At 27.9% G+C, this 13,898-nt stretch carries 13 protein-coding genes; all 13 read right to left on the reverse strand.

Annotated features, from left to right (window positions below; genetic code table 11):
- Nucleotides 1-480: 480 nt before the first annotated feature.
- The 13 genes from OA93_RS03120 to OA93_RS03180 all read right to left on the reverse strand — a co-directional run bounded on the left by OA93_RS03120 (nt 481) and on the right by OA93_RS03180 (nt 13,894).
- On the reverse strand, nt 481-1,164 hold the full coding sequence (locus OA93_RS03120) for a DUF2837 family protein (RefSeq protein WP_039111699.1): 684 nt from the start codon (nt 1,162-1,164) through the stop codon (nt 481-483).
- A gap of 198 nt (nt 1,165-1,362) precedes the next feature.
- Complete coding sequence (locus OA93_RS03125) at nt 1,363-2,502, reverse strand: aminotransferase class I/II-fold pyridoxal phosphate-dependent enzyme (protein WP_039111700.1); 1,140 nt, start codon at nt 2,500-2,502, stop codon at nt 1,363-1,365.
- Nucleotides 2,503-2,529: 27 nt separating this feature from the next.
- Complete coding sequence (locus OA93_RS03130; RefSeq protein WP_039111701.1) at nt 2,530-3,486, reverse strand: UDP-GlcNAc--UDP-phosphate GlcNAc-1-phosphate transferase; 957 nt, start codon at nt 3,484-3,486, stop codon at nt 2,530-2,532.
- 522 nt (nt 3,487-4,008) lie between these two features.
- Entirely contained in the window at nt 4,009-4,557 is a 549-nt protein-coding gene (rfbC, locus tag OA93_RS03135) for a dTDP-4-dehydrorhamnose 3,5-epimerase (protein ID WP_039111702.1), read from the reverse strand.
- Between the two features lie 10 nt (nt 4,558-4,567).
- Nucleotides 4,568-5,458, reverse strand: coding sequence for an NAD-dependent epimerase/dehydratase family protein (locus OA93_RS03140; RefSeq protein ID WP_039111703.1), 891 nt, complete (start codon nt 5,456-5,458; stop codon nt 4,568-4,570).
- Nucleotides 5,459-6,277, reverse strand: coding sequence for a glycosyltransferase family 2 protein (locus OA93_RS03145; protein WP_039111915.1), 819 nt, complete (start codon nt 6,275-6,277; stop codon nt 5,459-5,461).
- Between the two features lie 356 nt (nt 6,278-6,633).
- A complete protein-coding gene (locus tag OA93_RS03150; protein ID WP_039111704.1) occupies nt 6,634-7,707 on the reverse strand; it encodes a glycosyltransferase in 1,074 nt (357 codons plus the stop codon).
- 15 nt (nt 7,708-7,722) lie between these two features.
- Nucleotides 7,723-8,664: a glycosyltransferase family 2 protein gene (locus tag OA93_RS03155; RefSeq protein WP_039111705.1), complete on the reverse strand. Its 942-nt coding sequence runs from the start codon at nt 8,662-8,664 to the stop codon at nt 7,723-7,725.
- Between the two features lie 61 nt (nt 8,665-8,725).
- Nucleotides 8,726-9,955, reverse strand: coding sequence for a hypothetical protein (locus tag OA93_RS03160; RefSeq protein ID WP_131474448.1), 1,230 nt, complete (start codon nt 9,953-9,955; stop codon nt 8,726-8,728).
- Between the two features lie 943 nt (nt 9,956-10,898).
- A complete protein-coding gene (locus OA93_RS03165) occupies nt 10,899-11,852 on the reverse strand; it encodes a glycosyltransferase (RefSeq protein WP_052259363.1) in 954 nt (317 codons plus the stop codon).
- A 1-nt stretch (nt 11,853) separates the two neighbouring features.
- Entirely contained in the window at nt 11,854-12,513 is a 660-nt protein-coding gene (locus OA93_RS03170) for an acetyltransferase (RefSeq protein WP_039111707.1), read from the reverse strand.
- The gene (locus OA93_RS03175; protein WP_039111708.1) at nt 12,510-13,142 is read right to left on the reverse strand and encodes an MBL fold metallo-hydrolase; all 633 of its coding nucleotides are present in this window, start codon (nt 13,140-13,142) and stop codon (nt 12,510-12,512) included. The genes OA93_RS03170 and OA93_RS03175 overlap by 4 nt, the downstream gene beginning before the upstream one ends.
- A gap of 2 nt (nt 13,143-13,144) precedes the next feature.
- Nucleotides 13,145-13,894: an SDR family oxidoreductase gene (locus OA93_RS03180; RefSeq protein ID WP_039111709.1), complete on the reverse strand. Its 750-nt coding sequence runs from the start codon at nt 13,892-13,894 to the stop codon at nt 13,145-13,147.
- Nucleotides 13,895-13,898 lie beyond the last annotated feature (4 nt).

Raw genomic sequence — 13,898 nt, forward strand, 5'->3', positions numbered from 1 at the left:
TTTTTCTAAAACTATAATAAAAATACAATGCAAATAGAATATAAGCAGGTCCATTCCTCAGAAGGACAAAAGTCAATATAAAATAATAACAAACAAACAAAATCATTTTTTTCCAAGCTTCTACATCTATTCTTCTTATCAACCAAACAAAAAAGAAACTTGAAATTAACCAATTAAACCAATATACACCTAAAAAAACATTTTCCTTCGAATCTAAAAAAAAATTAGAAACTGAATAAACTGAATATAAATAAGGTTCATTTAAAAGAAAAGAAAAAAAACTATTAGGTTTCTGAAAAATTTGAAAGTTATAATATAGTAAATAATCATTATTTAAACTGACATGTATTATTAATCTTAGGGCAATAGAACTTATAATAAAACATAAAATAAATAATATATTTTTCTTTGAATCTAAACATGTAAGACATCCAAAATAATAAGACAAGAATGTTAAAAATAAAGCACTAAAAACCAATATCATCGAATATAAAAGAGAATTAAAACTAAAGTAATATGAGCCAAAATCCGACTTGTAGTTAATATTTTTATTTCTTTATATCCTTGACCATCATCAATTGCCCCCATTATTTTAGGGTCAATAAGAAGTATTAATAATATTGATCCGAACATATTTATGACCTGTGTCAACGAACTTAACATTAAAGCTTTTTGGGGATATGAAAAATTAATGTAATACAAAAAAGTTATACTAATAGAGAATAAAAAACCAGCAATGTAATTAATCGAAAAAAAAAACCAATCTCCAGAAAATCTTACCATGTTTCTTTTGGATTGCTTTTCTATTTTTTCCAGTGTAAAAGGTTTTGATTTACCAAAAAAACGATTCAAAACGATAATTACCTTTAAAGCGAAAAAAGAAGTAAATCTATGCGAATACAGTGGAAACAAAAATAAAATAACTAAAAAATGAGCTACTATAGTAATACCCCAGACCTCATTTTTATCTTTAATAGATTCAGTAACATAAGCCATTATTGGAATAAAAATTAAAATAAATCCACGAGAACAATATTGAAAAATATTTATTAACGACAATAGATGCCGAACATTTTCACTATCCTTTAAGTAATATTTAAAATGATAGACAGAAACATCGATAAAGATTGAAAAAGCATAAGCTATAGCTGCAATAATAAACATATTTTTATCATTTTTAATATTTCATGTAATCTATTCTAATTATTGAAGCATTATAAATAATCTATATAATTTTTGAAATACTATTTTTACGAAAGAATTAGAATCTTAAAAATTACAATTAATAATCCTCTGATAAAAAAATGGTAAATTATTAATAATCATCTTTTAAATTAAAAACAGAAAACTTTAGCGGTAAAATTATTCAAAAAAATTAAGTAAAGCTTGTTTTATACGTTCTTTATCAAAATCATCAAGATTAGAACTAGAAGGTAAACAAAGTCCATTCTCAAAAAGTTTTTCACTAATATTAGTTCCATAATATGGATATTCTTTAAAAACAGGCTGCGTATGCAAAGGCTTCCAAAGTAATCGACATTCGATATTCTCTTTATCTAATTCTAATTTAATTTGCTCGTTTGTTATACCACCTGTCTCCTTAGGATTAACCAGAATAGTTGTTAACCAATAATTTGAAAAATAATCATCATTGAGCACTGTAAAAACATTCACCCCCTTTATTCCTTGAAATAAATCATAATAAAAATCATGTACTTCTCTCCTCAAACATACATAATCATCTAATACCTGAAGTTGACCCCTACCAATTCCGGCACTCACATTACTCATTCTATAATTATACCCAATTTCATTATGCTGATAATAATGCGCCTTTTCTTTAGCCTGGGTGGCAAGAAAAATAGCTTTATCTTTTAATTCTTTTGATTTTGTTACAATAACTCCGCCTCCAGAAGTTGTAATTATTTTACTGCCATTAAAAGAAATAACACTAATATCACCAAAAGTACCACACTTTTGCCCTCTATAACTACTTCCAAGAGCCTCTGCACTGTCTTCAAGAATTGGAATTTGGTATTGATCTGCAATAGCTCGTACCTCTTCTATTTTATAAGGAATTCCATAAATATGAACTGCAATTATTACTTTTGGCTTTTTTCCTTTTGAAATTCTATCTTTAATTGCTACTTCTAGAGCCTTAGGGCAAATATTCCAAGTTTCAGGCTCACTGTCAATAAAAACTGGAATTCCTCCCTGATAAATTATTGGATTTGCAGAAGCTGAAAAAGTCATTGTTTGGCAAAGTACCTCATCTCCTAATTTAACTCCTAAAAGAATTAATCCTAAATGAATTGCTGCTGTACCAGTATTTAATGCTGATACATGCTTTGACTCTCCTAAATACTTTTCGAGTTTTTCTTCGAAAAAAGTTAAATTAGATCCTATAGAAGATATCCAATTAGTTTCAAAAGCCTCATCAATATACTTCTTTTCATTCCCACTTATGTGGGGAGCAGAAAGCCAAATTTTATTATTATTCATATACAATAAAGACTTACTTCAAAAAAATTATTTAATCTTCATTTTATTAATATATCGAATCAATATTAGTCGAATTAATAAATACATTGTAGTCATTAAAACTAAAATACTTACCAACATAAAAGTAGAAAGTCTATTAGTAGAAGCTAAAAAAATCACTATCACATTTATTCCTAATTGTAAAAGAGCATAAACCAAAGAAACTAAAACATGAGGAACCTCTAATTCATTTGCTAAATATTGGTATAAATGAGTACGATGTGCTTCGAATATATTTTCTTTTTTAATTAATCTATTAACAATTGTTATACAAGCATCTATACCATATATTGAAAACATCAATATATATCCAATTTGTTGTGTTTCTAAAATTGTTTTTATCATAAAGTACCCCAAAAAAACAGCCATACTAATACTTCCAACATCACCAGCAAAAGTTTTGGCTTTTTTCCTAACATTAAATATCCCAAAAACTATGCAGGCCAAACCCATTGAAATTAATACTGGCAAGTTAGAAATATTATTAGATAAATATGAAAATGAAATAATGGTAACAAGTGCATACAGAACGGTTATACCATTGATTCCATCCATAAAGTTAAAGGCATTTATCCATCCAATCATTAAAACAAAAACAATCAACAATATCCACACAGAATTATGCAATAAATCCAAATCATAAAAAATCAAGAGAAGAGCTAGACAATGGCATAGAACTCTTGGTAATTGACTTAAAGGCTTAATATCATCAATAAAACTTATTACTGAAACTATTACTATTGCTGATGTAAGAGCCAAGGAAACATATCCTAAAAAAAAAGCTATAGTAACTGCGATTGAAAAAATTATCCCTCCACCTCTTAATGTAATTAAAGTATGTGAAGAACGATTATTAGGTTTATCGATAATATTACATTCACCCGCAATTTTAAAATAAAGTAATTCAATTGCTAATAATAATAAAAAAAAAATAATGTAAATCATCTTCGATTATTGAGTTTCTAAAAAAGTATTAATATTTATTATTTAAATTTTATGTTAAGGATACTTAGCAAATATTTCCCGCAACCTGATTCCTTTTTAGCCTCAGTTAAATCTTCAATTTCCGGGCAGATATAAAAAGTTTGTCTTCATGCAATTTCGATGATAGAATTATCATAAAGATAGAATCTTGGAATAGCATGATTAGATTTATAGGCCTCATATTTTTCTACAATAGAAATTGCTTTTATCTTCATAAAACTCAGCAATCCTATAACTTCCTTAATCTGATGCTACATAAAAACTATTGCTTTTATATATTTCCTTTTAATAATCCTGCCTATTTGTTCAAAAGAAAATGTTATTTCTTAAAATAAATACATTTTAATTGTGAGTATTTATTTAATGATTTCAATTCAGACTTCTGTTGTTTATTTAAGCCAGTACCATTTTTTCTAATTCTCCCTCAAAATGATTATTAAAATAACATAATGTTTTCTGTTTTTCCATATTTTCTCTGGTCTCTTAAATCTCCCAATCAATTGATTTAAAACTAGGTAAAATCAAATCTTTTTCTGATATAGTAACTTCATTAAGATTTATCTGCCAATCAATTGACAAAGTGGGATCATCGTACCGAATCCCTCTTTCGCTTTCCTTTTGATACACTTGATCGACTTTATACATCACCGAAGCAGTTTCACTTAAAACAGCAAATCCATGAGCAAATCCATGAGGAACCATTAATTGTTTTTTATTTTCAGCACTCAAAATTATACTAAAATGCTGTCCATAAGTTCTTGATTTTTTACGTAAATCTACAGCCACGTCTAGAATCTCTCCTTGCAACACACGCACTAATTTTGCCTGTGCAAAATCATTAATTTGTAAATGCAACCCACGTATCACTCCTCTTTTAGAGAACGATTGATTGTCTTGAATGAACTTATACATTATTCCATTCTCTTGAAATTTAGTTTCATTATAAGCTTCAAAAAAATAACCACGTTGGTCTGTAAACACAGTTGGATTAATGATTACCAAATCTTGTATTGGTGTTTTTTCTATTGTCATTCTTATTGTATTATTTAAAAGAGTTAAAAGTAATTAATAGCCCTTCTTTAGCAGAGATTGGTAGTTCTTTAGGTATCACTTTTTTTATTTTTACATTTGATACTTCATAATTTTCAGTCAACTTTTGTAAACGTTCACTGTTCAATGGCAATTTAATCCTATCTCCGATTTTAGCAAGTCTTCGAATAAAATTGACTGGAATTTTCCAAATAGCTACTTTTTTTTCTAAACTTTCTCCTAAAACACTAATAACTTCATTAGTTGACAAAGCTGTGTCGTCTGATACATTATAAACTCCACTTGGAATGTTTTCATTTTCAAGTAATTCTTTAATTACAAAACAAAGATTATTAATACTCAAAAAAGAACGTTTATTTTCAAAAGCTCCCAAAGGCCAAGGCAATCCTTTTGAAACCAATTGGTACAATAAATTTAAATTTCCCTTATTCCCAGGACCGTGAATCATACAGGGTCTAAGAATATATACATTTTTTCCAACGGGTAATTCTTTGTTTAAAATATATTCTTCTGCTTGTTGTTTTGCAATCCCATAATGAGTTTTAGGATTTGACTCTCTGTCTTCAGTCAATACACCTACTACCTCATCTGCGGAAGCTTTTACAGTACTCATGAAAATAAACACCAGAGCTTCTGAATTTAAAAAAGCATCAAACAATTGCTTTGTTAACTCAAAATTTGCATCATAATATTCTTGTGGATTTGAAACCTTTTGAAGATCATGAGCCTTTCCTGCCAGATGAACAAGAGCATCTCCTTTTATCTTAAATTGTTGATTAACTACATACCGAACACTCATTGAATGTACATTATGAAAAACACGTAAATACTTACTAAGATTCGTACCAACAAATCCCGAGGCTCCTGTTATTACTATTTCCATTTATTTGAATTGAGACAAAGCTTGCTTGTTAATTTTTTTTCTTTCAAAATCAAAAATCCAACCCCATTTATTAAAATAGGTAATAGCCGAATTAATAAATATCTTAAATAATTTAAGATTTTTATTAGCTCCAGATTCATATTCGTGTACTACCGAAACTTTAGGGAAATAAATAGTTTTATAATGTTGATGTATCCTCCTTGATAGGTCCCAGTCCTCAAAATACATAAAAAAGGCATCATCATACATCCCTACCTTTTTTATCGCATCCAAATTAAGTAATGTAAAACAGCCTGAAAGAACAGGAGCATCGTAAATCATATCCTTTGGTACCTCCCTCAATTCATATTTTTTGATGAATTTGTGATACGCTCTTGCAGGTTTTTTAATTTTTCTTTTTAATATACTAAAAGGACTAGGTAAGAGTTTAGGTAAATTCTGAACACTACCGTCTCTATTTAGAATCTGAGGCATCATCATTCCGATTGTGACATCATTTGCCATATACTCTACCATAGGTGTAACCACATCTCCCTCAAAATAGATATCGGGATTGACAATAAAATGATATTTTGCTCCCAATTTCATCACTTGCTCAAGAGCTAGATTATGAGAAGCCCCAAACCCAGGATTAGCAGGATTGTGGATGTATTCTACTCTTGAATCCGTAACCAATATTTTTAAATCATCAGTAGGAGAATTGTCAACCAAAAAGATTTTATTCATTTTACTCGTTTTCAGAATAGATACTATCGCATTCTTCAACATAGTTATATCGTTTCTGTACAAAACTATACAGGAAGTTATTTTTGTTTCCATTTTAACAATTTTCTTTAAACTATCTTCCACCACTCATTCTCAAAATTAAACTCCTTAACAACTCTCGCAATAGAACCAACAGCAATAGAATAGTCTCAAACATCTTTACTGAAAATTGACAAAAGCCCTATAACAAATGTAAACATCAATAGTTACCCCAGAGATAATGTGCCCTCCCTTTCCTATCCAAACATTAACTTTAATTATAACTTAACACATAGAAAGCTTCTGCTTTTTCGGGGAAGGGAAGATGTTTTTTTTAACTCTCTTTTTTGATAAATATCCTATACTCTAACATATAAAATTATAGTTTTATATATCTAATTAAGTCTAATAATTTAAGTAGATAGTATATGCTAAACATAAAGGTTCACACCATCATTCCCAATAAAATCATAAAATTTTTTATGTCGCTCTGACATAGTTTTCAAAGAAAAATATTTTTTAAACAATGTATGAGAACCATTAATATATTTTTCCTTATTATTAATTACCAAATTTATTGCACTATTAAAACTATTTTCATTTCCAAATTGAAATAAAGAAATGTTTTCAGAAGTAAAATAATCTTTATAAATTTCTAAATCAGAGCAAACTATTGGCATACCTAATGACATAGCTTCAATCATAGCAAGACCGAACCCTTCTGAATTAGAACTCATACAAAATATATCGCAATATGAATAATAGTTAAATGAATTTTCTCTAAACCCCAAGAAAATGGTTCTTTGGATAACTCCCATTCCAACGGCTTGTTCTTTGAGCTCATCCAAACAAGTACCATCCCCTATTATAACAACTGCAGCATTGTCATTTTTTGATAAATAATTAATTAATTGATAAAATCCTTTACGCTTTATTAAATTACCGCAACCTAGTAAAATAGTTTTATATTCTGATCTTAAATTTCTTAATAATAAATCTGATTTATCATCGATTTTTTGAACAATTGGATTAGGAATACCATAAGGTATAATAGTTGATAAACGCTTTTTGTTTTCTTTTAACTTTTTAAAATAGTATTTAGACATTTCATTAGAGGAAAAAATAAGATTATTTATGTTTTTTAAACAGTATAACCAAATAAAACTATAAATCCCACCTATTAGCTTACCTCGCAGCTGTACTAAGTCTTCATTTACAAAACAATGTAAACTTGAAACTTTTTTTGCTTTTATATTATTTTGATGAATAAAAATATAGGCATCTGGTTTTGCCATAGTAGAATGAATTACATCAAATGAAGAAAAATCAAAAGCTTTAAAAAAACCAATTTTTGTACATTTTACTGAAAACTCTAATTCTACAGGTTCATTAAAATAAAAAACTTCACACTCTATACCTATTTCTAAAAGTCCTTTTATCAGATTATATGTAAAAATAACTGGTCCTTTGTTAGACAAAGAAGGCAACAAAAATGCTATTTTCATGGTTTATTTTTAATTTTAGTTATATTTCTTTAAATAAGATTTTACAGCTAAATTTTCTAAATAAAATTGTATCTGATATGGAGAAATAAGAGAACACATTAAATATAAAACAAACATAAAGTATTTGTTTTCACCTCTATACTTCATTGCCTTATAAGTTAATCTAACTGATATATAATGTAGTTTTTCTGTAAATAAATATGATTTAACAAACGCATCTTTACTACTTATATTAAACGTATCTACTTTATATTTCAGTCGCTCTTTATACAATTTCCTAACATAACTAACCGTTTTCCTTTGAGACAACCCTTTAGTTGTTTGTGTATTACCCGATCTCAATCTCACTGAATAACCATAAAAAGGAAGGTTGTAAAAATTAAAACCTAATGTATCCAACCTCAGTAAAAAATCGTAATCTTCTGAACCCCCCAATTCTCTATAACCATTTAATATAGTATAGGTTTCTTTTTTACACATCCAAATATGCATTACTGGAGAAACATAATTTAATATTTTTTTTGTACAAATAATATTATTTGATGTTTTAACATAGTTCAAAACATTATTATCCTCATCTATACATATAACATCACAACCTACCAATGCAACACCTTTGTTGTTTAATAAGAATTCTAATTGTCGCTCAAATTTAGAAGAGTCACATAAGTCATCACCATCCATTCTTACAACATATTCTCCTGTACATATCGACAAACCAAAATTAAGTGTTTTTACAATTCCTAAATTTTTTTCATTATTAAATAATTTTAGCCTCGGTTCAACAGATTTAATTTCTTCTAAAATAGAATAAGTTCTATCTGTTGAGCCATCATCAACTACAATAATTTCAATATTTCTATAAGTTTGATTTATAACGCATTCCATTGCAGACTGAATATATTTTTCTACATTATATGTAGGAATTAAAACTGACACTAATACATTTTGTTCCATAATGTTTTTTTTTGATCCTAATTCATTTATATAGTCTAATTAAGATAATTTCAAATAGCTCCTATTGTTTTTTTACTGCATAAAATTTCTCACTGTCTATCCACAAAACACCCCAAATAAGATTTAGATATAGTAAATCAGCCAATCCTTTTCCCCCCAGAATTAAAACAAATAATGACATAATAATAATAAACATATAAGGTTTTTTAAAAAAAGTTTTACCAAGCATTTGAATCGCTATAAACTGAAGCCAATAAAAAGTAATCAAACCACTTATTCCAAAATAATATAACAATCTTATATATCCAATATCAATACCCATATAATAACCTCCAGATGGATCACCAGGGGTTGAATAAAACCTTCCATCACCAAATATATAAGTCCATTCTTTTTGTGGCCAAACATACATTTCCTGCATCATATCTGTGGATGCAGATTCGGCTGTACCATTTTCAAAATAATTAATAAATATTTCAAATCCAAAATTAGAGGCTACTTGTAAAATTTCTAATACTTTTGGTATAAATAAAGTTATTACCCACACAATTAAAACTAGCAATAAAACGAAATAAAAAATATAACCCAGAAAATACTTTTTGCTTTTTAATTTTGGAGCTGAAGTTGAAGTATTAGAAGCTGACAATAATAAAACAAATAAACTTAGAATAAAACCAATAAGGGTCGTACGAGCCATCATCATCCCAATAACGAAAATAATCAAAAAACTAAAAGCATAAAAGAGTAGTTCTTTTTTGTTTTTAGAAAAAGAAACTGCAAAAGAAATTAAAATCAATGCGTATGCATTTACTAAACCAGCTCCAAAGAATCTAGCCCCAAATCCAATAAGTCTTAATTCTACAGTTTGTTCTATCACACTCACATCCATTTCGTTAAAAACTTGAATATTTAAAAAGAAAGTGTTTACAGTTGGAAATATAAACATCAATAATGATAAAATTACCTGAAATAAAACTACTGCAATGATATAGTTAGCTATAATTTGGAAAGATAAAAAATGGTGGACTTTAATCAGAATCAAATACAATAAATATGAACCAAAAATAATAGTAGAGACTGTAATAGAATATTTGATATATTCAATTTCGCTACTACTATTAGCTGTAAGTGATATAAGCGATATAAAGCTTAACAACATTAATACAAAATATATTTTTATAATGTTGTTAGTTAAAAAAACATTATTATGCCGCTCTAATTCAAATATTTTTTTAATTATAAATCCTATTAAACCAAGTATAGCTGTAAATTCTCTTGTTCCAAAAGGCATTCCAATTAGCCTATTAGGATAGACTAAAAAGAAAAAAAGAAAAAATAAAGTTACCTTATTAAAAAAAAGAAAATAATAATTTTTACTAACATCATTCATTTTAAATCTCCATTGATTTAGGTGAAGAACCTTCATTATACTTATTCAAATTAATACAAAATCAATAACTTTATTCGCAGATACGCAAAGTAGAGTCTATCATGGACTATTCATTTATTTAATTTATACTCTAACAACTAAGCATTTTCCTTAAACTTGTTTAAAAAAACCTAAAAAAAGCATAAGAACCTGTTTATAGTATGGAAATAAAATATTTTTTTTTGTAAAACGATTTAAGACTTTCATCCAAAGCTACATTTATTACCAATTGAGAATAAATACTAAACGATTCAATATCCTTTAGAATGCAATTTCCCATCATCATATTTGTTTAAAAAAGAAACGTTTAATTTCCATTATGCTCGATGCAAAAGCTTGGGCTTTTTCTTTATCTTTTATTCGAAACCGACTCTTCAAGAGTTCTATACATAGACGAAACTTATTCTAACAAATGAATTTTGAAAAATTTACTAATATACAACATAAATGTAAATCTCCTATCAGCCACTTTTTATCAATTGGCTGAATTTCGTCTACATAACTAAGATAAAGTTCTCTCTAAAACAAATTGCCAACGTATATATTATAGTCACTTGTTAGCAAAGCAGCAAATTTCGATTTTTTTACCACTTTCGTTTTCCTATTATCACACAACTCGTCGATAGAGTTTTGTAAAAAAAACAACACGTATGTGACATCCCATAATCCTCATTAGCTTCAAAAAAAACAACTTGCTTTTGCAACTTTAAAAGGTCAGCCCTGTAGTCATCATCTTGGTTTATTCATAAAATGACTGATTCAAAAGGCTATATATAGTCTTACTGATAAATCCAGGATATCTAAATTAAAACAACCTTACAAATATTTGTTTAAAAGACCCTAAAAAAAATTTTGGATTTTTATTAATTTTATGAAATTGAAAAATGAGCGAAAAAAAATTGGTTAGATTACCTTTACATTGTGCAAACGCAATTATCTTTCTATATATAAATATAGTTTCTATTTCCCTCATACTTTTTTTTGAACTAATACTTTTACTCTTATATTTTTCAAGAAAAAATAATTTAATTTCTCTTGTACTTTTATCAAACTGAATCATTTTATCAATTTGTCTTGTATGTGAAGCTGACTCCTCTAGTACACGATATGTCGCAGTAACTTCATCTAGGTAATAAACGTTATGTAATCTCGATAAATAAAACCAAAATGGTAAATCTCCCATCAACCAATCCTTACTGACTGGATTTATCTCCCTTATGTATTCTTGCCATATTGCAGTACGAAATACAACTGTCAATGTTCCAATGGGATATTGGCTTTTAAGTAATCCTTCAAACACATCTTTAATTGGAAATTTAAGATTTTGAGATACTTGTTTTCGAGTATTTTGAAAATATCGATCATAATTTGTATGACACAATCCAAAATCAGGGTTAGTTTCCAAGAAATCAACTTGTTTTTGTAATTTAAAAGGATCTGTCCAATAATCATCTCCCTCACAAATTGCAATATATTTCCCTCTCGCTTTAGGAAGCATAAAATCATACCATATGTTTACTTCTTTATTGGTAAATTGATTTTCAGATTGATATATATTAAAAAATAAACTTGGATATTTTATCTCGTAGTCTTTAACTATTTCAACAGTACGGTCAGTAGATGCATCATCATGAACAATTATTTCAAATAAAAAATTTGTTTGCTGAATTACAAAACCATCCAAACATTCTTTAATATATTTTTCATGATTATAGGATGTACAAATTACAGTTAATAATGGGGTATTATTTTGCTCCATTTTATTTTGGAATAGCTAATATACTTTCTTTATACCTATAAAAAACCGTAGTAGCATCTTTAATAGATTTATCTACCATCATACCTGCTTGAATCATATTTTGACTCCCAATGGTGATATTTGGAATCACTGTAGATCTGATACCAAAAAAATTATCATCTCCAATTGAAACTCTTCCTGCTATCCCAGTTGTAGAGAAAAAATTACCATTACCTATGACACAATCGTGACTTATGAAACTATAAGATGTTACCATATTAAAATCTCCGATTTCTGTATTAGGACCAATAATGCAAAATGGATAAATAATATTACCTTTTCCTAATCTAATTGTATCTGGTATAATTACTGAACTATGTATAAATTGAAAGAATGTAACTTCTTTTATTTCCAATCTTGAAATAATTTCATTCCTAAATTTAATGTCCGAGATACCTATTAGAACTTCAACATCTTCCTCAAAATTGTAATTATCAATATCTCCAAGGACAGGTTTTTGAAGCTTATACTTTTTCCAATATTTTTCAATATTATAATCATAATCAATATAACCCAACAAATCGATTTGAAATTGAGATTCAACAAACTTGTTGTTATCTTCTATATATGAGGTCAACTCTGCAGCAACTGCCCCAGTACCTATAATTACAATTTTTTTCATATAACTTTACTAAAATCAATATTATCAAAATAAAACACTTCCCCATGACCTGGATAAACCACTACATTTCTATTACTAAATAATTCTTTCAACGCATAAATTGTCTCAGAAAGTTCTTTTTTACTACCACTTGGTAATTTTGTTACCGTTTTAGTATCTTTAATAAAAACATCTCCTACAAAAAGCATTTCATTTATCCAAAAAGAAATAGATCCTTGTGAATGTCCTGGAGTTTCTTTAAACTGGACTGAATACTTACCAAGATTTAAAACTTCATCAGAAACGATTAAAACATTATTGGTCATAGGAATTTCAAATCCTATTTGATTATAAAATATTGATAAATTTTTCTTTTTATTAATTATACTTTCTAGACATTTTTCTGCACAAACCACCTTACAATCAAACAGTTGCAATAGCTTATTGACTCCCCAAATGTGATCAAAATGTTCATGAGTTAATATTATATATTCCGGTACTAGATTTTTTTTTTCTAAAAAAAGTAATAATTCATTACAATCTTCTGTTCCTGGATCAATTATTATACAACTAGAGTTTAAATCATTGTAAACTACAAAACAATTGGAATCAATTGGTTGATTCTGGATTATTCCAACTAATATTTCCATTTTTACCCGGTAATATTAATTGTTCTTCCTCCATCGATTGTAATTTGTTGTCCTGTAATCCATCTTGCATTTTCTGAAAGCAAAAATGTAACTGCTTGACAAATATCATTGGGTGTACCTATTCCTAAAGGATAAACAGCCAACATTCTGTTTTTTAACTCTTCATTTCCTAGAATTTCTTTTGTCATTTCAGTTTCAACTGCACCTGGCAGAATAGAATTAACACGGACCTTAGGGGCTAACTCTATTGCTAATGATCTCATTAAACCATCAAGTGCTGATTTTGATGATCCATAAGCACTCATTGCTTTCGCTCCATGATTACTTATGTTACTTGATATAAAGACAACACTTGACAAGGAGCTGTTATTTAATTTCTTATTTATAAGTATTTTAGAGATAAGATTGGGAGCAAAAACATTTACATTAAAAGTTTGCCTTAAAATATTCAGATTTGACATTTTTAAAGGAGCCATTTTCATTACTCCTGCACTATGTACAAATTTTACAATTTCAATAGCATTATTGAGTAAAAATAGACTTAATGAATTTTCTACTTCTTCGATTTCTTCTAAATCACATAGCCATATTAGTGCGCTATTTTTTTTATTACAAAATCTTTCAACCTCCTTTAATTTCTCTAGATTTCGACCGTGCAACACTACATTATAATCATTAGATAACTGAATCGCTATCTCTTTTCCTATACCTGATGTAGTTCCTGTAACAAGAACAAATTGCTTTTTTTCCATATTA

It is taken from the genome of Flavobacterium sp. KMS (assembly GCF_000813005.1).
Classification (GTDB): Bacteria; Bacteroidota; Bacteroidia; order Flavobacteriales; family Flavobacteriaceae; genus Flavobacterium.